This is a genomic window from Caballeronia fortuita, from assembly GCF_001544835.2.
Classification (GTDB): domain Bacteria; phylum Pseudomonadota; class Gammaproteobacteria; order Burkholderiales; family Burkholderiaceae; genus Caballeronia; species Caballeronia fortuita.
The window spans coordinates 19,586-42,041 of the sequence record NZ_FCNX02000017.1 but is presented as its reverse complement, the minus strand read 5'-3'; the positions used below and the strand labels follow the sequence as shown (position 1 = coordinate 42,041).

Genomic DNA, 22,456 nt, shown 5'->3' with positions numbered 1-22,456 from the left:
ACTGACACATACGCAGTCCAGCGCAGCATTACAGGCACGAAACCATGTCCGAACGTCCGATCGATCCGCACAAACATCAACATGCATACTGCCTTCCCTTCGGTGCTCATCTGACGGGCGCCGGGCGCGAGAATCCGCGCACGCGTTTCCGTTTCTGGGCGCCATCGCGCGATGCCGTGCAAGTGGAAATCCAGCGCGCGGGCGGCACGCCCGAACTCGTCGACATGCAGCCGACCGGCGACGGCTGGTACGAAGCCGAAGCCGATGGCGGCGCGGGCACGCTGTATCGATATCGGCTCGACCAGGACCTCGCGGTGCCGGATCCCGCATCGCGTTTTCAGCCGCAGGACGTGCACGGCCCGAGCGAAGTCGTCGATCCGCGCGCGTACCGCTGGACGCACACGAACTGGCACGGCCGGCCGTGGGAAGAGACCGTGCTTTACGAACTGCACGTCGGCGCGATGGGCGGCTATGCGGGCGTCACCGCGCGTCTGCCCGAACTCGCGCAACTCGGCGTGACGGCCATCGAACTGATGCCGCTCAACGATTTCTCCGGCACGCGCAACTGGGGCTACGACGGCGTGCTGCCCTACGCGCCCGACTCGGCGTATGGCCGGCCCGAGGAACTCAAGCAGCTCGTCGATACCGCTCACGGTCTCGGCCTCATGGTCTTTCTCGATGTCGTCTATAACCACTTCGGCCCGGACGGCAACTATCTGCACGCGTATGCGAAAACCTTCTTTCGCGAAGGCGTGGATACGCCGTGGGGTCCGGCGATCGACTTCGAGCGCCCGCAAGTGCGCGATTTTTTCTTCGACAACGCGCTGTACTGGCTCAACGAATATCGTTTCGATGGCTTGCGCCTCGACGCGGTGCACGCCATCAACGACGACGAATGGCTGCGCGAACTCGCGCACCGTATCCGCACATCGGTCGAAGCGGGCCGTCACGTGCATCTCGTGCTGGAGAATGAGCACAACACGGCGAATCTGCTCGAAACGCATTTCGACGCCCAATGGAACGACGACGCGCACAACACGCTGCACGTTCTTCTGACCGGCGAGGACGAGAGCTACTACGGCGCGTATTGCGACAAGCCGATCGACAAGCTCGCGCGCATTCTGAGTGAAGGCTTCGCTTATCAAGGCGATCCGTCGCCGATACACGATGGCAAGCCGCGCGGCGAACCGAGCGCGCATCTGCCGCCCACGCGCTTCGTGATGTTCCTGCAGAACCACGATCAGATCGGCAATCGCGCGATGGGCGACCGCCTGCGCGCCCTGACCGACGACGAATCGCTCTATGCCGCGACCGCGCTTCTGCTGCTATCGCCGCAGATTCCGTTGCTCTTCATGGAAGAGCAGTACGGCTCGAAGCAGCCGTTCCTCTTCTTCACCGACTATCACGATCAACTCGCCGATGCCGTGCGCGAAGGCCGTCGCAAGGAATTCGCGAAGTTCTCCGCGTTCAGCGACGAAAAGCGCCGCGCGCAGATTCCCGATCCGAACGACAAGAAGACGTTCGACATGTCCTCGCCGAAGATCAGCGACAAGCAGGACGAGATCGACCGGCTCGAATGGCTGCACTTCTATCGCTCGGCGCTGACGGTGCGCGCGAAGCTCGTCACACCGCGTCTGAAGGGCGCGAAATCGCTCGGCGCCGATGTGCTCGGCGACAAGGCGCTCGTTGCGCGCTGGAAACTCGGCGACGGGGAAACGCTTTCGGTGGCGCTCAATCTCGGCGATACGGCCGTCGCGCTGAAAGAACAGCCGCCGGGCAAGGTCATCTTCGAGACGCCCGCGCGCGCGCAGGATCGCGCGCGCGACGGCGAAGTGACCGGACGCACGTTCGTCGCGTGGCTATCGGGCGAAGTCAACGAATACGCGATCGCGCACGATGCGCGCCGCTTCGAACCGGCGTCCGCCGAAGGAAAAGTCTCGTGAGCGCCGCCGTCAAAAAAACGGGCACGGGTCCGGTGAGCAGCATCGAAACGCTCGCGGAGCGCGCGGGCTTCGAGATCGAATGGCAGGACGCGCACAAGAACACGCGGCGCGTGCCGGAAACGACGCTGCGCATCCTGCTCGAAAAGCTCGGCCTGCCATGCGGCAACGCCACGCAGCTCAAGCAGAGCTTGGCTGCCGTCGACGCTGAGATGAGCGGGCGCAAGCTGCCGCCGCTCATCACGGCCGAAGTGGATCGCGGCATCGCGCTGCCCGTGTCGGCGGCGAAGCAGGGCGCGCGCTATCGCATCGAACTTGAAAGCGGCGAAGTGATCGACGGGCGCTTCACGTCGCCCAAAGGCGAGACCGCGCTGCTCTCGCCGATCGCGGAGCCGGGCTATCACACGCTCGTCATCAACGATCATCGGACGACGCTAGCGGTTGCGCCCGCGCGCTGCTACACGGTCGACGACGCGTGGCGCACCATCGATGAAGACGCGTCGAACGCGCCGCCGCTCTGGGGCGTCGCGGCGCAGGTGTATGGCTTGCGGCGCAACGGCGACGGCGGCATCGGCGATTTCACGGCGCTTGCATCGCTGGCGACGCAAACGGCGAAGCGCGGCGGACATGCGGTCGCGATCAGCCCGATGCACGCGATGTTCAGCGCCGAGCCGAACAAATTCAGCCCGTATTCGCCGTCGTCGCGGCTCTTCTTCAATGTCGCGCACGTCGATCCGGCGGCCGTGCTCGGCGCGCCCGCGGCCCGCGCGGCGATCGAGAAAGCGGGCCTTGCGAAGGAACTCGTCGAACTCGAAAGTCTCACGCTGATCGACTGGCCGCGCGCATCGAAAGCGCGTCTTGCGATACTACGCGCCCTCTTCGACAGCTTTTCCGAAGACCACGACTCGCCCTTCGCGAAGGACTTCGCCGCATTCGTCGAAGAAGGCGGCCGGCCGCTCGAAGATCATGCGCGCTTCGAAGCGCTGCAGGCCGCGCAGGTCGCGCAAAACGGTGAAGGCCACTGGCGCAACTGGCCCGAAGCATTGCGCGATCCGCGCAGCGAAGCCGTGACAGAATTCGCGAATGCCAATCGCCGCGAAGTCGACTTCTTTCTCTTCACGCAATGGCTTGCCGCGAAGGGACTCATGCACGCGCAGCACGCCGCGCGAGACGCGGGCATGGCCGTCGGGCTGGTCGCCGACCTCGCCGTCGGTTGCGACAGCGCGGGCAGCCACGCATGGTCGTATCGCGATGAAATGCTGACGGGCGTGTCGGTCGGCGCGCCGCCCGATCTCTTCAATCAGGCCGGGCAGTCGTGGGGACTCACGACGTTCTCGCCGCGCGCGATGCGCACGCAGGGCTTTTCTGCGTTCATCGACATGCTGCGTTGCGCATTCAAGTGCGCAGGCGGCATCCGCATCGATCACATACTCGGCTTGCGCCGGCTCTGGCTCGTGCCCGAAGGCGAAAGCGCGAAGGACGGCGCGTATCTGCGCTATCCGCTCGAAGACCTGCTGCGGCTGATCGCACTCGAATCGTGGCGGCATCGCGCGATCGTGGTCGGCGAGGATCTCGGCACCGTGCCGCCTGGCTTCACGGAGCGCTTGCAGGAGCACGGCTTGCTTGGCATTCGTGTGCTGTGGTTCGAGCGCGAAGTAGACGGCCCCGGCTTCAAGCCGCCGCGCGAATGGGATAGCGGCGTGACCGCGACCACGACTACGCACGACTTGCCGACCGTCACTGGATGGTGGCGCGGCGAGGACATCGTGTGGCGCTCGAAGATCGGCCAGACGATGGCGCGTGACGATGGCCGCGACGCCGTCGAAGTGGCGATGGAGGAACGCGGCGACGATCGCGCGCACTTGTGGCGCGCGTTCCAGGACGCCGGCATCGCCCCGGACGACGTGGATGCGCCCGACATCGACAATGCGCCCGTCGATGAAGCCCTCGCCTTCGTCGCCGCGACGCCCGCGCCGCTCGTCACGTATCCACTCGAAGACTTGCTCGGGCTCGCGGAGCAGCCGAATCTGCCCGGCTCCATCGACGAGCATCCGAACTGGAGAAGGCGCATGACGCGGCCCGTCGACGAACTGTTTCTCGACGATGCCTTCGCCGACCGCCTGCTCGCTGTCGATGCCGCGCGCAAGCGCTCCGTGCAACCGAACGAACCCACATCGAAATCCGAATCACCATGACCGTACCGCGTTCCACGCTCAGGCTTCAGCTTCACAAGGGCTTCACTTTCGACGATGCCGCCGCGCTCGTGGATTACTTCGCGCGTCTCGGGGTGAGTCATGCCTACGTTTCGCCGATCACGACCGCGACGTCCGGCTCCACGCACGGTTACGACGTCGTCGACCATACCCGGGTCAATCCGGAACTGGGCGGCGAAGACGGCTTGCGGCGCTTCGTCGAAAAGCTGCGCGCGCACGAGATGGGGCTCATCGTCGACATCGTGCCGAATCACATGGGCGTCGGCGGCTCGGAGAACGCGTGGTGGCAGGACATCCTCGAATGGGGCCGCCATGCCGCCCATGCGCGCTTCTTCGATGTCGACTGGCACTCGCCCGATCCCGCGCTGCGCGGCAAAGTGCTCGCGCCGTTTCTCGGTGCGTCCTACGGCGAGGAGTTGCAGGGCGGCAAGATCAAGCTCGGGTATCGCGCGGACGAGGGGCGCTTCGTCATCGAGTATTACTCGAACGTGTTTCCGGTCTGCCCGGTCGATTATCCCGCCGTGTTCCAGGAAGCGCCCGAGCTCGCGCAGCGCTTCGTCGGCCTGACGACGCAGCCTGCCGATCAGCCGCGCGCCGCCGATGCGCGCACGGCGCTCGTCACCATCGCGCAGACCGAGGGCGGACGGGCCGCGATCGCGGCGATTCTCGCGGCGCATTCGCCGGAGACATTGGCTAGACGCGAGCGCCTGCATCGGCTGCTGGAACGCCAGCATTACCGGCTCGCATGGTGGCGCACCGCCGCCGACGAAGTGAACTGGCGGCGCTTCTTCGACGTGAGCACGCTCGGCGGCGTGCGCGTCGAGCGGCCGGAGGTGTTCGAGGCATCGCATGCGCTCATTTTCAGGCTCTTCACCGAAGGGCTGATCGATGGCGTGCGCGTCGATCACGTCGATGGTCTCGCCGAACCGCGCGAGTACTGTCAACGCCTGCGCGCGCGGCTCGAAGAGTTGTCGACGGAACGGCCCGAGGCATTGCGGCATGACAATGGGCGCACGTATTTCGTCGTCGAAAAAATTCTCGCGCGCGGCGAGCCGTTGCGACGCGACTGGCAAGTGGACGGCACGACGGGCTACGACTTCATGAACGACGTCGGCGCGCTGCTGCACGATCCGGCGGGCGCGGAGCCGCTTGCGGCGTTGTGGGCCGAAATCACCGGCAGAAGCGCACGCTTCGCCGACGAAGCCCTAGCCGCGCGGCGCAAGATTCTCGCGGAAAATCTGTCGGCGGAGCTGGATCGCGTGACGCGCGCATTGCATCGCATCGCACGCGATGCACAGGCCACGCGCGATTTCACCTTTACGTCGATCAGGCGCGCGGTCGCGGAACTCGTCGTGCAGTTTCCGGTGTATCGCATCTATCCGGTGAGCGGCGTGCGCAGTTCCGAGGACGAACATTTCTTCGCGCAGGCGCTCGAAGCCGCGCGTCGCGTGCTCGCGCGGGCGGATCATGTCGTGCTCGATCAGGTCGCGCAATGGCTTGGCGGCAAGCTGCCGGACGAAGCGCCTCAGCCGGAGCGTGGCGAACGTCCGGATCGCGGACGGGATCGCGCGGCGGAGCGCGGCAATCGCGAGCGTGATCGCAATCAGGCGCAGACGGGGCAGACCCCGCCGCCGTCGAGCGGGTCACAGCGTCGCGCGGCGCAGACGCTGTTCTCGCAACTGACGTCGCCGGTGGCGGCGAAGGCCGTCGAGGATACGGCGTGCTATCGGTACGGACGCCTGATTTCGCGCAACGAAGTCGGCGCGGATCCGGGCGAGTTCGCGTTGTCCGTCGATACGTTTCACGCGTGCAATCGCGAGCGTCTCAATGCGTTCCCGCACGCGATGCTCTGCACGGCCACGCACGACCACAAGCGCGGCGAGGACGTGCGCGCGCGCATCGCGGCGCTGAGCGAAATTCCCGACGAATGGGCCGCGACGCTCAGGCAATGGTCGACGTTGAATACGCCGTTGCGACGCGGATCGAGTAACGGACAAGCCGACGACTGGGCGCCGGGGCCGGCGGCGGAAGCGATGCTGTATCAGACGCTCGTCGGCTGCTGGCCGACCACGCTCGATCCCGGCGACGAAGCGGGCGTGCATGCGCTTGCCGAGCGTGTCGCGGGATGGCAGTTGAAGGCGTTGCGCGAGGCGAAGCTGCGCACGAGCTGGTTTGCGCCCGACGAGGCGTATGAGAACGCGTGCAAGGACTTCCTGTTCGATATCGTCGCACCGCAGCGGCGCGATGGTTTCTTGCGGGAGTTATCGGCCTTCGTTAGGCGCATCGGGCCGCTCGGCGCGATCAACAGTTTTCAGCAGACGCTTCTGCGGCTGACGTCGCCGGGTGTGCCGGATCTTTATCAGGGCACGGAGTTGTGGGATTTCAGTCTCGTCGATCCCGACAATCGCCGGCCTGTCGACTACGAATTGCGTCGCAAGTGGCTTGCCGAGATCGAAGAGCAAGGCCCGCCTTCGGAGCAGTTGGCGAACTGGCGCGACGGCCGTGTGAAGCTTGCTATCGTGCGGCGCGCTTTGGCGTTGCGCAAGCATTGCGAGTCGCTGTTCGCGCAGGGCGAGTATTTGCCGCTCGAAGTGCACGGCGAGCATGCGGGGCGGGTGGTTGCCTATGCGCGACATGCGGGGAGCGCGTTTGCCATCGTGATCGCGACGCGGCTTGCGGCGCCGTTGTTAAACGTCGGGCGCGATGTGCCGCTTGTTGACGCCGATCGATGGGGAGATACGTCGATCGTGTTGCCCGAGGCGCTTCATTCGCGGGCGCTGTTCGATTGGTTGAGCCCCAATGCGCCTAAGGCCGATGGGGATAGGCTGTTCCTGCGCGATGCGCTGGGGGTTATGCCGGTGGCTTTGCTTGTCGAAGAGGGCGTGCCGCGGTCTTGAGGTTCTTTTTATCGCAGGATCCCGGTTTCTTTGTGGTTTATTAGCACTGCCCCTGTGCGGGGCGGCAGTCACTTTCTTTGCTGCTGCAAAGAAAGTAACCAAAGAAAGCAGCTTCTGTCACGCCCGCGGTCATACGCACGTTGAGTAGTTCTCTCGACCCTGGTGGCACTCGCCTAACGAGTGCCCTCATCACAATCACCGGGCTTGGCTCGCGCACGGTCTGACACATCGCGCCGCGTGGCCCGTTGGCTCAGCACCAGATAGCTCCTGCCGGCTTCGCGGCCGATGGGTCAGTCGGGTTTGCGCGTGCTTCTTCTTCGATGGTTTCCGTCGCATACCCAACGGCAGCGCGCAGCGCTGTGCCGATGCTCTTTCGTGCTGAACCAGCACCCTTGACGTTGCGGCTAGTCAGACCGTGCGCGATCCAAGCCCCGTTAGTCCTTTGGTGGCACTCTTTAGGCGAGTGCCGCTTGGGACGAGAGAACTACCCAACGTGCGTGTGACCGCGGGCTTGAAAAGCTGCTTTCTTTGGTTACTTTCTTTGCAGCAGCAAAGAAAGTGACTGCCGCCCCGCACAGGGGCAGCGCTAATAAACCAACAACAAAACGGGATCCGGCGATAAAAAAATCACTCAGCCTCCTCCAGCGCCTCCTCCCTTGGATAAACCCGCACCAAAACAATCCTCGGCCCCTTCATCTTCTTGACCACGATATCGAAAGCATCGAACTCGACCCGTTGCCCTTCGGTGGGCAAATCGCCCAGAGCATTGATAACAAGCCCGCCCACCGACTCCGCGCGGCCTTCATCGATATCGATCCCGAGCGCGCGCTCGAGCGACACCACCGGCAGGCTCCCCTTGCCCATCAACGTGCCGTCATCCATCCGCGACCAATCCGCATCGCCCTGACGGAACTCGTCGTGAATCTGCCCGACGAGCGCGCCAAGCAAGTTATCGAGCGTGATGAAGCCGATCGGCTTCGCCCCCTTGCGCCCCACGATCGCGAGATGCGGCGCGCCCTTGCGAAAGCGCCGGAACAATTCGAGCGCGGACAAATTCGGCGCGACATACTGCACCGGCCGGACATGGCGCGACAGTTTGTCGATCTTCCCGGCGGCATCCTTCGAAAAGCTGAAGTCGAAACCGCGCGCGCCGCCATCGCCCGCCAGCAGCAAATCCTTCAAATGGATCATGCCGATCACGCGCTCGCCCGACGCATCGGCAAAAAGCGGATAACGCGAAAAGCGATGCCGCGCAATGACAGCGAGGTTATCGCGCATCGGCAAATCATTACGTAGTCCGACGAGTTCATGTGCCGGACGCATCAGGTCCGATACCGTCATGCGACTGAAGTCGAGCGAATGCGCGATCGTGTTCCACTCGTCCTCGTTATACGACGAACCGCCGCCATGACGCCGGCCGCGCAGGATCAGCTTGAGTTCGTCGGTGGAGTAATGCGCGTCGTGACCATGCTCGCCCGAGATGCCGAACAAACGCAGCACGAAATTCGCGCTCGTGTTCAACACCCAGATGAACGGATACATCAGCCAGTAAAAGCCGTAGAGCGGCGTCGCGAGCCACAGGCCGACCTGCTCCGCGCGACGGATGGCCCACGACTTAGGCGCAAGCTCGCCGACGACGATATGCAGGAACGATATGACCGTGAACGCGAAGAAGAGCGAAATGGAATCGATCAGCTTCTCCGACTCGACGCCGAGCAGCGCAAAGAGCGGATGCAAAAGCGTCGCGAACGCCGGTTCGCCGATCCAGCCAAGCCCGAGAGATGCGAGCGTGATGCCGAGCTGGCACGCGGACAGATAGGCGTCGAGTTGCCCGTGCACCTTCGCGAGCAGGCGGCCGGGCAAGCCGTTGGTGCGCGCGATCGCCTTCACACGCGTGGGCCGCAGCTTGACGAGCCCGAACTCCGCCGCGACGAAGAAGCCATTCAACGCGACGAGCAACAATGCGCCGATCAGCGCGACAACCTGAGCCAAAGCAACTCTCTTCGAAAGTGGAAAGCGTCAGTATATGGGTGACAGCTGATCGAAAGTCAAATTCACATCCCTGCGACCGGAACGCGCACCGACAGCGTCACGTCCGCGTTATCGACGATATCGCCATGCTCGAACGCGCCGCCATGCGCCTCCGACACGCGCTTGCACAGCGCAAGCCCCCACGCGATGCGTCCGCCCTCGCGCGGCTCCAGGGCCTGACGGCGCGCGAATGCTTCGAGCACATGCGGCGATGAGGTATCGCCCAATGCCTGCGCCGATACCGTGAAACGCACATCCGTGCGCCACATGCTGCCTTCGATATTGCTCGACGCGCGCACCGTCGCGCCCGCCGGACTCGCCTCCGATGCGAACGCGAGCATGAGCCAGAGTGTCTGCAAGAGGCGCTCGGCATCGCCTTCGAGTTGCTCTTCCGCGAGCGGCGATTCGATTTCGATGGTCACGTTTCGCGCGCGCGCGACGCCGGCACGCGCGAGCGACGCGCTCTTCTCCAGAAGCGGACGCACCGCGACGGGCGCGAGCGCGACCTGCAGCGCCTTGGTTTCCGCGCGCGTCGTATCGACCGATTGTTCGATCAGCTTCACCTGCTGTTCGACGCCCGAGCGAATGCCCGCGAGCGCGCGCTGCGCGGCGGGATCGTTGGCGTCTACCTTGCGTTCGAGCACGTAACCCCAGCTATGAATCGCGTTGAGCGGCCCGCGCAGATCGTGCGACACGACCGAGAGCACATGGTCGCGCATGAAGAGCGCAGCTTCGGCACGCAGATGGGCGATGCGGTCCGCAACGCCCTGCCCCGCATCCGACGCGCCCGCTGCCGGGGACACGATCAGCGTCACGCAATCGGGGCCCGGCAGCGCGATGATCGAGAAGGCGCGCGGCGCGTCGGCCTCGCTCAACGTTACGTGCGCGCGGCGCGTCCCGTTGCCGGCCAGCGCGGCATCGGCCGCTTCGGCGAGCACGGCGACCAGCGGACGGGGCAAGGACGTATCGGCGAGTGCGCGGCCGCTGAGCGCGGCGGGATCGAGATCGAAGAGATGAGCGAGGACGGCGTCTGCGGAAAGGCATCGCTGGGCGGCGTCGAGCACCAGCACGCCGTCGTTTCCCGCGACGGCCGCATCGAAGGACTCGTCGCCTTCAGGTTCGACCGCACTGGAAAAAGACGTTGTCACGGTTATGGATCCTTGCGTGTGTCGGTGTTGAGGTGGAGGTCGCGGGAGCCCGGTGCGCGCAAACCAAACGGATGCGCGGGCAAAGCCGTGCAGATCATTATATGTGAGCGCCTAAGACGCATACGGTAGCGGCGCACTTCGCTTTTATCTGCGCCTCGCTGCGCCGCTTCCAGCAATCCACGTGCACGGCGGAACGCGGGGGCATCATCGCGCGCGTATGTGCCGCGCGCGTATGTGCGTCTACCAGCACCCGCCGCAAATTTCAACCGAACGATCGCGTGTTCACAGCGAATTTGCGTGTGCCATCCCACTGACGAATTCGGGTTTACATCGTTAAATATTTTTTGGCATACACTTTGCGCTTTCTCCGGATCTCTTCACGGTCCGGAACCGGCGCGTTGCCTTCATTATCCGCGCGTCGATGTCAGGCCAGGACTCGAGCGCGCGCACCTCTTTGGCCCGCGCCGCTTCGACGGCAAGACGCACGAGCGAAACTATTCGCACACGGCGTTGTCACGCAATGGCTCACTCGTAGCGAGCGAGCCTGCAGGGTTCGTATCCGTTGCGTCATAGTCATAAAATCACGCTGCGCTCCAGCCGGGGAAAAACCGTTCAATGGCTTCATTTCGAAAGAACTTCACGATCCTGATGACGTTGCAGATGTCCACGTATCTCGCGCCGCTTCTGACGCTGCCGTGGCTCGCGCGCGTCCTCGGTCCGAGCGGATATGGACGCCTGTCATTCGGTCTGGCTTTCATCGCTTATTTCATTTCGATCACGAATTACAGCTTCTCGCTGACCGCAACACCGAAGATCTCGATCAACCGCGAGAGCCGCGAGATGCGCTCGAAGATCTTCTGGGAAACCATCCTCACGCAAGCCGCTCTCGCTGTAGCAGGGTTTTTTGTCGTGATCGTGCTGACGTCCTTCATACCTTATCTTGAAGAGAATCGCGAACTGCTCATCATCGGCTATGGTCAGGCCGTCGGTGCGATGCTCATTCCGACGTGGTACTTTCAGGGCATCGAAGATCTCGGCATGTTGAGCCTGTTCGTATTCATCGGACGTGCGCTCAGCATTCCCGCGATGTATCTCTTCGTGCGCGAGCATGACGATGTCTATATCGCCATGGCCGTCAATGCGCTCGTGCCGCTCGTCTCCGGCATCGCTATTTGCACGTACCTTTATTTCCGGCGCGAGATCGACTTCGTGCGCGTGTCGCTGAAGACCATCGGCGCGCGTCTGAAGGATGGATGGAGCGTGTTCATCGCGACGTCGATCGTCGATATCTATGCATCGAGCAACATCGTGCTGCTGACGTTCATCTCGGGCAATGTGGCGGCAGGCTATTTCGCCGCGGGCGACAAGCTCATCCGCGCGGCCTTGAACATGCTTCAGCCACTAAAGACCGCAGCGTATCCGCGCGTGAGCTTTCTCATGCATCATGCCAAGGACGATGCCTTCGCTTTTCTACGCAAGATGTTCGTCGTGCAAGGTCTGATCGTATCGCTGATCTCGGTTTGTATTTTTTTCGGCGCGCCTCTTGCGGTAAAACTCTTGTATGGACCGAAGTTCTTGCCTACCGTAGAGGTGTTGCGCTGGATGGCGTTCGTGCCGTTGATGGTCGGACTCACGGATCTCTTCGGGGTTCAGACCATGCTTCCGCTCGGCATGAAGGCGCAGTTCAGCCGTGTGCTGATGGCGTCCGCGGTGCTGAACTTCAGCCTGCTTGCCGTGCTGGCGAAGCTGTTCGGCGAACAAGGCGCAGCCGCCACGGTGCTGGTCGTCGAGACGCTCGTGGCCGCGGCGATGGCGTTCACGTTGCATCTGCAAGGCGTGCCGTTGCTCAGGCGTGCGCGTCCGATCACCGGCAGTGCGGGATCGGAAACCACCTGACCTTATGCGAAATACGCTTTGGCTTATGAGGTTTCGAGCATCACTTATGCGCGCTTACACATTAATGTGAAATTGGCGTGTTATAAAAAGTAACAAGTGATTCTATTTGGTAACGCAGTTATCGATTTACTTTCTTCAAGCAAACTTTTTGTCTGCCTTTAAAATGCGCAATGGGCGCGTTCGACTGGCGCAATACCCTAAAGTTGCATTTAAGTATGTGAGTCAACGAACCGACCTCCGCAGTTCGAACCGATATCTTATTGGTACGAACAGTGTTCAATTTAGAGAGCCTGCCGAATGGAAACAGAAGAAATGTCGATCGAGCATGTGCAAAAGCTGGCCGATCAGGCCGCGAGCCTGCGCATGCAGTCGGTTGCGGTACCGCTCAAGGATCTGCAAATTCTCCTGCAGATCTGTGAATGGGCGATTGCTCAGCAGAATGCCGCCGCTACGAAATAATCTTCACCCGTCCTTATTGGTCAGCGCAACATGGCTGACGTCGATGACGTCTACGGTAAGGACCGGGAGGCGTGCTCAAGCCGCTCTGCACTTCCGGCCTTGAGAAGCGCTGATCTTTGATCTACGACCTATCGGCTTTACGTCCGCTGCGGAAAATGCTGCTTTACGGGCTGATCTGCATACCGAGGCGTGACGCGGAATGACCTTCGCAAAGACCGACATCGGGGCGCCCGTCCGGCCAGGTTGACCTGGTCCGGGAACTCGCGGCAGATAAATCAAGGTTCGTGTTCGAGCCTGCGAGGGATCGCTTGCATCCCTGTTCTCAAGGAACGAGTAATGCTACGCCGGATCTCGTGTGTATTTCTCGCGCTCGTTTGACCGCGCGTTTAGTACCGCAGCACGCAAATCCCGGTTTTTGACGCGTTCCTGAAGGTGGCCACGCATGCCGCCGCGGATGCGTTTGCCTTGCGCGAACGTGTCACGTCAAATTCATACGACCAGACCATTCCTTCTCATTGCGTTGCGCCGCGGGTGCTCGGCGGGACGCCAATTGAAGAGCTGAACATGAAAGAGATCGTCCATATCACCGAAGCCTTCGGCGGCGGTGTGCTATCCATGCTGACGCAGCTATCGAATCGGGCGGCGGCTGCAGGCGTCGGCGTAACGATCCTTCATTCCATCCGGCAGGAAACGCCCGACAACTTCGCAAAGCTCTTTCATCCGGCGGTAAAGCTCACCTACGTCAGCATGTTCCGCGAAGTGAGCGTGAAGAACGACCTGACGAGTTTGTGGAGCCTCGCGCGCAAGTTGAAGGAGTGCGATCCGTCGGTGATTCATCTGCATTCGTCGAAGGCGGGCGTGCTCGGCCGCGCGGCCGCGCGCATCGCCGCGCCGCGTGCACGCGTGTTCTATTCGCCGCACGGCCTTGCGTTCCTGCGGCGCGACGTATCGTCCGCCAAGCAGTTCGCTTATCTGAGCTTCGAGCGCATCGCCGCGAAGATGGGCGGCACCATCGTCGCGTGCTCGAAAAGCGAGCTGTCGGAGATCGAAACGAAGATGCGTGCGCGGCGTGCTCGCATGATCGAGAACGGCGTCAACGTGACGGAGATTCCGCCGCGCATCGATACCGACGTCAATGGCTTGCTCATCGGCATGAGCGGCCGCGCGATGTTCCAGAAGAATCACGAAGCGTTCGTGAAGCTCGCGACCGACCTGCGCGATCCGTCCGTGCGTTTCCTCTGGATCGGCGGCAACGAGAGCGAGTTGCCGGCGGGCACGCCGAACGGCGCGGTATCGTGCAGCGGCTGGGTCACGCGCGATCGTGCGCTCGAACTCACATCGGGACTCGATATTTACGTGCAGACATCGCGATGGGAAGGCATGCCGATCGCGTTGATCGAAGCGCAGGTCGCGGGCATTCCGGCCGTCGTGACCGATGTCGTCGGCAATCGCGATGTCGTGCAGCACGGCGGGACGGGCTTCGTCGCATCGAGCGTTGAAGAGATGGCGAAGTACATCGCGATCCTGCGCGACGATCCGGCGCTGCGCGCACGCATGGGCGCCGCGGCGCGGGCATCAGCAAGCAAGCGATTCTCGATGGACGCGATCTTCCGTCAATGGCTCTCGATGTACGAGTTCGGTTCCGACAGGCACACGCGGGAACCGCTCCGTGCAAAAGAGGCCGCCTCGTATGAAACCAGCTCCGATTCCCAGTTCTGACGCCCCGCACATGGACACATCAATCGCCACGACCAAGCTCGTATATAACGGCCGCTTTACGAGCCAGAAGACCACCGGCGTGCAGCGCGTCGCGCGCGAACTCGTCGCCGCGCTCGGCCAGTTGCCGCAAGGCGCGCATGTGACGCTCGCGGTGCCGCCGCAAACCGGGCTCGATCCCGTGCAGGGCGTCGAGAACGTCAAGCTCGGCTTCGGCAAGGGCGTCTTCTGGGAGCAGATCGTGTTGCCGCTCTTTGCGGGACGATCGCGCATCGTGAATCTTTCGAACTCTGGTTCGATCTTTCGCGCGAACCAGATCATCTACATGCACGATGCCGCCGTGTTCGATACGCCCGCGCACTTCTCGTGGAAGTTCCGCACCTGGTATCACGTGATGTTCTGGATTCTCGCGCGCACGTCGAGCTGCGTGCTGACCAATTCGAAGTTTTCGCGCGACCGGCTCGCGCATCATGTCGGCGTGCCTGCCGAGCGTATCGGCGTGGTGCCGCTCGCAGCGGATCACCTCGATCACATCACGCCCGATGTGTCCGTCATCGATGAACTGGATCTGACGAACCGGCGTTACGTGCTCGCGGTAAGCAGCATGAATCCGACGAAGAACTTCAAGCGCCTCGTCGAAGCCTTCATGCGTCTGAACGATCCGTCAATCGATCTCGTGATCGTCGGTATGAAGAATGCCGCGATCTTTGGCAAGGCGCATGATCTGTCGAGCGCGCCGAACATCAAGCAGGCGGGCTACGTGAGCGATGAAAAGCTGCGCGCGCTCTACCAGAATGCGGCGTGCTTCCTCTATCCTTCAATTTACGAAGGCTTCGGCATTCCGCCGCTCGAAGCCATGCGCAACGGCTGCCCGACGCTCGTCGGCCGTGCTGCCGCATTGCCCGAAACGTGCGGCGATGCATCGATCTATTGCGACCCGTACTCGGTCGAAGATATCTCCGGCAAGCTGCGCGAGCTGCTCGATTCGCCTGAACTGAGCGAAGACCTCAAGCGTCGCGGTCTCGCGCATGCGGAACGGTTTCGCTGGACCGAAAGCGCGCGACTGCTGAAGCAGTTCATCGACAAGCCGTGAGACAAGCGGCGGCGTCAAATCGTTACGATGTGCGCGCCGAAGTGCGGCGCGCACTTTCATGAGGCCCGAACGTCGATGCGAACTTTGTTGGCCGCGGTAACCCTCTTTGGTGCGCTATGCTGCGCGTCGGTGCTGATCTATGCGCGCAGCGGCTCGTCCGATGCCTATCACAGCAGTCCGTCGGCGAGCGGTAAGGGACATGCGGTGAGCACGGCCGCGCCGAAGATCGCGTGCGGCAACGAGTCGAAAGGCGTGTTCTACGGCATCGCCGGACATCTGGAACACCACGGTGCTTACGGCACGAGTGACTACGACTTGCAGATTTCACAACTCCGCGATCTCGGTGTCACGATGTACGCGCAAGATGTATCGAGCGAAACGAGCGCACACATGGTCGCCGATTTCGCTCGCGCCGCGGCGAAGCAATGCATCGGCGTGCTCGCGCTCGTCACACCTTTCGAGCCGGAGAAGCGCGCAAACGAACAGGAAACCTTCGAGCGCGGCTATGCGCTCGGCAAGACCGCCGGGCGTGTTCTGAAAGGCCTCGTTACGTACTATCAGGTCGGCAACGAATACGATAACTGGACCATCCTCGGATCGGACCGCAGCGGCGAGCATCCAAAGGACTATGACAACGCGATGTTCACGAAGGCGCGCGGGTCGATCCTCGGTCTCATCAAAGGCATCCGCGAGACGAATCCTGACGCGAAAATCCTGCTCACGTCGTTCAGCTGGCTGCATTACGGCTTCACCGACATGCTGTATGCAGGCACCCAGCCGGACGGCACGCGCGGCCATCCGATTCCCCAATGGGACATCACCGCGTGGCACTGGTACTCGAACATGGGCTCGATCACGGCGGCCGGCGACAAGAAGGTCAACGTGCTGGAGCGCCTGCGCGACAGTTACGGCAAGCCGATCTGGATTACCGAATACGGCGTCCGGCCGACGCACGCGGACCCCGGCGGCTATCTCGTCGGCAAGGATGCGTTGAAGGGATTCGTGTCGCTCGCGAAGACTTACAACATTCAGAACGTGACCTTGTACGAGCTATACGACGATCAGCGCTTCGGCGGCGATGGCAACTACGGCGTGATCCACGACGACGGTAAAACGCGCAAATCACGCTTCGATACCGTACGTGACTTCATCAAGGCCAACCCGATGCCATGAGAATTCCATCTTTTCATGTTACGAATGAACCATGCGCGCAACCGGCGATTATCGCGTGAAAATGCTTTCGCGCAAGTGGCATGCCCAACCCTACCGCGCGCGTTACGTTCGGTACTTAACAGACGCGTGCAGTTTGCATCCGGAAGATAGGCTCGACGCCATCTTTTCCGGACTCGACGTATCGTTTGACCGCAAGCGATTCATGCAGGGATTCGCGAGCTTCATCCGCCGAATCACGAGGCGCGGCTTCGAGGCACGAAGCGTGCTTCTAAACGTGCTTCTCAATGCGATTGCACGCCGACAAGCCGCTGTGCTTCGTCATGCGAGCCCTCTCGCGTCTTTAGTCTGGAAGTTCCGACGGCCACGCGCCGGATCACATCACGTAGGACGTACCGCGGACTTGTCGCGCGGGCTTTCTGTTTTTTTCTCGGCCCGGGAAACAACGCTCAACTTATCGAACTGAGGACGCGCCTTTGAACACCCTCTATGTCAATTCCGGATCCTCGCGCCCTGGCAAGGACGACGGTGAATTTACCGCGGGCGACATGCTCAGGCTCCTGCGCGATCACCTTGGCATGCTCTTCCTGTTCATCGGGATCACTGCGGCGCTTGCGACCGCCTATGCCTTTCTAGCCAAGCCGATCTATTCGTCGGATGTCGTCGTGCGCGTCGATCCGCCGGATCCAAACGCGCTCGGCATCGCGCCGCAGAACGCGGCGCAGATGCAGCAGTCGCAGCCGACGGCCACGCAGCTCGCGCCCGCCGAAATTTCGGTGATGCAGAGCCGCTCGGTGCTCGAGCCCGTCGTGAACCAGTTCCACTTCGACATCAAGGTCAAGCCGGATACGTTCCCCGTGCTCGGCCAGATCGCGGAAGTCTTTGCGAAGAAGGGACATCTCGCGCCCGCGTGGTTCGGCATGCATTCGTATGCGTGGGGCGGCGAGTCGCTGCAGATCGGCCGTCTCGACGTGCCGCCGGCGCTCGAAGACCAGAAGCTCGATCTCGTGCTGCTCGAGAACAATCAGTACGAGTTGCGCGACCCCGACGGCGAGATGCTCCTGCGCGGCACGATCGGTCGTCCGGCATCGGCTAATGGTGTGTCGATTCTCGTCAACAGCGCGCTCGGCCATCCCGGCGTGCACTTCGACGTGACGCGTCTCAACACGCTCGACGCCATCGCGCTGATGAAGAAGTCGATGAAGGTCGCCGAGTCCGCGAAGGACACGGGCGTCGTGCAGATTACCTTCAACGCCGACGATCCCGCGCTCACTGCCGATGTCGCCAACGCGCTCGGCCAGGCGTATCTGAACGCCGCTGTGCAGGCGCGTCAGGCGAACGACACCAAGACGCTCGAATTCATTCGCGGAGAATTGCCGCGCCTCGAAAGCGATCTGCGTCGCGCGGAAAGCAACCTGAGCGCGTTCCGCTCGAAGTCGCAGTCGGTGACGCCGCTCAACGAAGCGCAGGCGTATCTGCAAGGCAGCATCACGTCGATGCAGCAGCTCGCGACGCTCAAGCTGCAACGCACGCAGTTGCTGCAACGCTTCCAGCCGACCAGCCCGCAGGTCGTCAATCTCGATCAGCAGATCGCGGAACTCGAAGCATCGAACAAGCAGATTCAGCAGCGCTTCGACAGCATGCCCTCTTCCGAACGCCAGAACGCAACGCTCACGCGTGATGCGCGCGTGGCCGAAACCATCTACATGGGCATGGTGAACAAGGCGCAAGAGCTTTCCGTGCGGCGCGCGAGCACGAGCGGCGGCGCGCATATCGTCGATAACGCGCTGCGTCCGTATCGTCCGGTGAAGCCGAACAAGACGCTCGTGATCGCCGCGGGCACGGGCCTCGGCTTCTTCATCGGCACGTTCTTCATCTTCCTGCGCCGCCACGCGATGATCGGCGTGACCGATCCGATGTTCGTCGAGCGCCGTCTCTCGGTGCCCGTGCTGGGCGAAGTGCTGTACAGCCGTCAACAGGCGATGCTCGATCACGAGATCGCGGTCTCGCCGGTGGAGCATGCGCCGCTCACCTACTCCGGCGCGCAGACCGGCGGAGCGCCGAAGGCGCTGCCGCATATCCATCTGCCGGAGCACGATGCTTTTGCGATGCCGCACGTCGCCGACACCGATCGCGACGCCCGCGTGCTCGCCACGCGCTATCCGCACGATCCGGCGGTCGAAGCGCTGCGCGCGGTGCGTACCGAGCTGTATCGCGATCTCGCGAATGCGCCGAACAATATCGTCATGCTGACGGGCCCGATTCCGTCGGCGGGCAAGAGCTTCGTCGCGGCGAATCTCTCCGTGCTGCTTGCGGAAATCGGCCTGCGCGTTCTGCTGATCGACGGCGACATGCGCCGTGGCCACATTGCGTCTTTCTTCAAGCAGTCGAATCCGGGCGGTCTGTCGGATGTGCTGAAGGGCGAACTCGCGCTCAGCGATGCGATCCGTTATGTCGGGGTGCCGGGACTGTCGTTCATGTCGTGCGGCGGCTATCCGGAGAATCCGTCCGAACTGTTGATGATGCCGGGCTTCCGCAACATGCTCGCGAATATGAGCGAGCAGTTCGATCTCGTGATCGTCGATACGCCGCCGTTCCTCGTCGTGACCGATGCGGCGATCGTCGCGAGCGATGCGGGATCGACCGTGCTCGTGCTGCGTTCGGGCATCCAGAGCGAGGAAGAGATCGAGGAAACCGTGAAGAAGGTGCAGCGTTCGGGCGGCAGGCTCGTCGGCTCTGTGTTTAACGCAATCCCGCGCCGTCCGAGCAACCGCCGCAGTTATGGTTATGCGGCCGCTTATACGAGCACGTTCAAGTCGATGAGTTGACCGCGCGCGCATAATGAAGCGCAGCGGTTGAAAGCAATGCGCCGCGTGCCCGTCACGCGGCGCTTCACGTTGTAATGCTGGTGTCTGCACGAAGCTCGCGACGCCCTCGCGTCGCCAACCGGGTCGACGAGAGAGACGTATATGAGCGGACGTTTTTCATTCAGGCATCGGCTCGTACACTGTCCTCGCTGCCGCAGGCAAGTGGGCGCTTATATGAGCATGTGTCCGCATTGCGATTTTCAGCGCATGCCGCAGCCGGTCAGGCGCACGTCGCACGAACCGCGCTTCTGGCTGCGCCCGGCGCTCGTGATCGTCGTGGCCTTGCTGGCGTCGTTCCGGCCTCGCGGCTGAGCTTTCGCCCTATTCAAAAGCCCGTGGCTAGCGGGCGCATCCAATTCAGATGATGAAAGAAAAAGCGGCGCTGACCGACCTCTACTACCGAATCTGGGCCTTCGCGATGCCGGTGACGTCGTTTCTCGTCATGCCATCGATTCAAGGCACGACCATCGGCTATCTGATGTGCTTTCTCTCCGTGCCGCTCGTGCTGCTGTTCGGCGGACGCGCGCGCAAAAGCTGGATGCACTTCGTGATCGCGGGCCTCGCCGTGTGGCTGCTGATGGTGTGCACGTCGCAACTCGCCGACGTCATGGCGCCCTTCGATCCCGACTTCAGCAAGATCGCTCTCGTCGACGACACCGATCCCTTCACGTTCATCATGCGCAAGAGCATGTTCACGCAGTCCATCTACGTGGCGGCGGTCATGCTCTATGCGGCCTACGTGTATCACTACTACAAGCCGACCTGGGACCAGTGGATTCTTGCGGCCGTCACGCTGCTCGCGATCTACGGCATCTTCGAAGTGGCCTACTACATCGTGACGGGACAACCGGGCGATTTCATCTCGAACCGCGCTTTCGGCGATCAGTTCGGCAAGGGCATCGTGCGCTCGGACGGCACGGTGAACGGCAGCTCGTTCCAGCAGATCGACATCAAGGGCATTCCGATCCAGCGTCTGAAGGCGCTGACCGGCGAGCCGTCGATGTACGCGATGTCCATCTTCCCGATGTGGGTCTACTTCAACGCAACCTCGCGCGTGCGCTGGCCGGTGTGGGTCATCGGGCTGTCGCTCTTGATGACCACCTCGTCGACGGTACTGATCGGCTACGCGGTGTATTCGCTGATCCGCGTGCGCAAGCTCGGCATCAACCCGGTAAAGGCGCTGATCGGGCTTTTCGTACTCTGCGTGATCGCGTATCTGCTGCAGGATTACATCGCCGATCTCTTCAAGCAGATGGTCACCGACAAGCTCGAAGCGAAAACCGAGTCAGGCTCCGATCGCAGCGTGCTCTTCCTTCAGTCGATGCAGTTGTGGCTCGCGTCCGCGCCGCTCAACCAGCTTTTCGGCATCGGCTTCGGCTACATACGATCGACCGATCTTTTCTCGACACTGCTCGTGAATACCGGCATCGTCGGCACCGTGTTCATCAGCGCGCTGATGCTCTACCCCGCGTTCAAGCTCGACTGGGACCCGCGCGGCATGGCGCTGCGCCAGTGCTGCGCCGCGACCTGGACGATGATGATGGTTTCCGTTCCCGAGTTCGCCTATCTCGCGCCGTGGACGCTCGTCGCGATGGCCTATGTTCGCGTGCGCGCGTTGAAGCTCGCGAAGCAGCATGTCGGCGACAGCGCCGCCGCGGCCGCGATGCAGCAGTCGCAAGACGGCGCATCGATCGGCACCACGATCGGCAGGCACGTGCGGCCGGAAATCGGCACGCGCATCGGCTCGCGCTTCGGCCCGCGCGGCCGTCATCTCTGATCTGTGCGGCATGATGCCGGCGCGAATCACGCGCCGGCCCGCTTCCCTGTGACGTTCTACAATGGCGGTTTCGACCACCGGCTCATCCATCGTCGATGGCCGGGCAACCAGGGAGCAACCATGTCGATTGTCACGACCGATTCCGGTCTCAAATACGAAGACGTCAACGTTGGCGAAGGCGCTGAAGCCGTCGCGGGCAAGACCGTCAGCGTGCACTATACGGGCTGGCTCACGGACGGCCAGAAGTTCGATTCGAGCAAGGACCGCAACGACCCGTTCGCCTTCGTGCTGGGCGGCGGCATGGTCATCAAGGGCTGGGACGAAGGCGTGCAGGGCATGAAAGTGGGCGGCGTGCGCCGTCTCACGATTCCGCCGCAACTCGGCTACGGCGCGCGTGGCGCGGGCGGCGTGATTCCGCCGAACGCAACGCTCGTGTTCGAAGTGGAACTGCTGGACGTTTGAGCTTCACCGCATGAGCGCGCCGCTCTCGCGTCCCGCCGTGTCGCTGCGTCGTTATGACGGGCGCCAGGCATCGGACGTGCACGACTTCCATCAGATCGTGCTCGGTCTCGACGGGTCCATGGAAATGGCCGTCGACGGTAACGGCGCGCGCATCGATTGCAGCGGCGCGTGGATCATCCCGGCGGGCGCGCGCCACGATTACTGGGCCGAGGGCGATAACCGCCAGCTCGTGATCGATCTGCCGGCTGCATCCGTCGCCGTGCCCGAACGTTACTTCGAGCGGGCGCGCGCGATCGTCATCGATCCACGCGTCACGCAAGCCGTCGCGGATGTCGCCCGTCGCGCGATGCTCATCGGCCCGCCTCGCGCGGCGGACCGCTTCGCATGGCAAGCGGCGGCGCATCTGTGCGGCGCGCTGATGCACGACACGGACGATTCTGTCGACGCCATGCGCGGCCTCGACTTCGCGCGCATCGACCGGTGGATGCGTCTGCATCTGGCCGAGCCGTTGCGTATCGCCGATCTCGCCGCCCATTGCGGCTTCGGCATGCGGCGCTTTCATCAGCTCTTCAACGAAGCGTTCGGCGAGACGCCGCACCGCTATCTGCATCGCCTGAGACTCGATGCCGCGCTCACGCTGCTCGCCGATCCTCGCGCCTCGCTCACCGCTATCGCGCTCGATGTCGGCTTTGCGGATCAGAGCGCCTTCACGCATGCGTTTTCAAAACGCTTCGGCATTTCGCCGGGGCAATGGCGCAACGGCGCTGCATAAAAAAACCCGCTTGGT

The 22,456-nt window shown here is 62.6% G+C and carries 15 protein-coding genes; 13 read left to right on the top strand and 2 right to left on the bottom strand.

All coding sequences use genetic code 11. The features are described from left to right. The first annotated feature begins 44 nt into the window (after window positions 1-44). From treZ to treY, 3 genes are read left to right on the top strand one after another with little or no spacing between them, the layout of a single operon-like run. Entirely contained in the window at window positions 45-1,943 is a 1,899-nt protein-coding gene (gene treZ, locus AWB77_RS27450) for a malto-oligosyltrehalose trehalohydrolase (protein WP_061137619.1), read from the top strand. Beyond that, window positions 1,940-4,135 carry a 4-alpha-glucanotransferase gene (malQ, locus tag AWB77_RS27445; RefSeq protein ID WP_061137618.1) on the top strand — a complete coding sequence of 732 codons (2,196 nt, stop codon included), beginning with the start codon at window positions 1,940-1,942 and terminating at the stop codon, window positions 4,133-4,135. Before treZ ends, malQ begins: the two co-directional genes overlap by 4 nt. Continuing rightward, a complete protein-coding gene (treY, locus tag AWB77_RS27440; protein ID WP_061137617.1) occupies window positions 4,132-7,050 on the top strand; it encodes a malto-oligosyltrehalose synthase in 2,919 nt (972 codons plus the stop codon). The genes malQ and treY overlap by 4 nt, the downstream gene beginning before the upstream one ends. 627 nt (window positions 7,051-7,677) lie before the next feature. Here the strand turns inward: treY and AWB77_RS27435 are convergent. Continuing rightward, window positions 7,678-9,042 carry a hemolysin family protein gene (locus AWB77_RS27435; protein WP_061137616.1) on the bottom strand — a complete coding sequence of 455 codons (1,365 nt, stop codon included), beginning with the start codon at window positions 9,040-9,042 and terminating at the stop codon, window positions 7,678-7,680. Between the two features lie 62 nt (window positions 9,043-9,104). Further along, complete coding sequence (locus AWB77_RS27430) at window positions 9,105-10,229, bottom strand: sensor histidine kinase (RefSeq protein WP_244158667.1); 1,125 nt, start codon at window positions 10,227-10,229, stop codon at window positions 9,105-9,107. 615 nt (window positions 10,230-10,844) lie between these two features. Between AWB77_RS27430 and AWB77_RS27425 the strand changes: the two genes are divergently transcribed. The 10 genes from AWB77_RS27425 (at window position 10,845) to AWB77_RS27390 (ending at window position 22,441) form a co-directional block, all read left to right on the top strand. After that, a complete protein-coding gene (locus AWB77_RS27425; protein WP_061137615.1) occupies window positions 10,845-12,125 on the top strand; it encodes a flippase in 1,281 nt (426 codons plus the stop codon). A gap of 297 nt (window positions 12,126-12,422) precedes the next feature. Further along, entirely contained in the window at window positions 12,423-12,584 is a 162-nt protein-coding gene (locus tag AWB77_RS36165; RefSeq protein ID WP_157694930.1) for a hypothetical protein, read from the top strand. Window positions 12,585-13,148: 564 nt separating this feature from the next. Continuing rightward, the gene (locus AWB77_RS27420; RefSeq protein WP_061137614.1) at window positions 13,149-14,303 is read left to right on the top strand and encodes a glycosyltransferase; all 1,155 of its coding nucleotides are present in this window, start codon (window positions 13,149-13,151) and stop codon (window positions 14,301-14,303) included. A gap of 10 nt (window positions 14,304-14,313) precedes the next feature. Continuing rightward, window positions 14,314-15,393: a glycosyltransferase family 4 protein gene (locus AWB77_RS27415; protein ID WP_061137613.1), complete on the top strand. Its 1,080-nt coding sequence runs from the start codon at window positions 14,314-14,316 to the stop codon at window positions 15,391-15,393. Window positions 15,394-15,468: 75 nt separating this feature from the next. Then, window positions 15,469-16,566 carry a glycosyl hydrolase gene (locus AWB77_RS27410; protein ID WP_061137730.1) on the top strand — a complete coding sequence of 366 codons (1,098 nt, stop codon included), beginning with the start codon at window positions 15,469-15,471 and terminating at the stop codon, window positions 16,564-16,566. 473 nt (window positions 16,567-17,039) lie between these two features. Beyond that, the gene (locus tag AWB77_RS27405) at window positions 17,040-19,391 is read left to right on the top strand and encodes a polysaccharide biosynthesis tyrosine autokinase (protein ID WP_061137612.1); all 2,352 of its coding nucleotides are present in this window, start codon (window positions 17,040-17,042) and stop codon (window positions 19,389-19,391) included. 213 nt (window positions 19,392-19,604) lie between these two features. Next, window positions 19,605-19,742 (top strand): hypothetical protein, encoded by a 138-nt coding sequence (locus tag AWB77_RS36160; RefSeq protein ID WP_157694929.1) that lies wholly within the window; start codon window positions 19,605-19,607, stop codon window positions 19,740-19,742. A 49-nt stretch (window positions 19,743-19,791) separates the two neighbouring features. After that, entirely contained in the window at window positions 19,792-21,207 is a 1,416-nt protein-coding gene (locus tag AWB77_RS27400; protein ID WP_061137611.1) for a hypothetical protein, read from the top strand. A gap of 120 nt (window positions 21,208-21,327) precedes the next feature. Next, window positions 21,328-21,669, top strand: coding sequence for an FKBP-type peptidyl-prolyl cis-trans isomerase (locus AWB77_RS27395; RefSeq protein ID WP_061137610.1), 342 nt, complete (start codon window positions 21,328-21,330; stop codon window positions 21,667-21,669). Between the two features lie 10 nt (window positions 21,670-21,679). Beyond that, window positions 21,680-22,441 (top strand): helix-turn-helix domain-containing protein, encoded by a 762-nt coding sequence (locus AWB77_RS27390; RefSeq protein WP_061137609.1) that lies wholly within the window; start codon window positions 21,680-21,682, stop codon window positions 22,439-22,441. The last annotated feature ends 15 nt before the right edge of the window (window positions 22,442-22,456 follow it).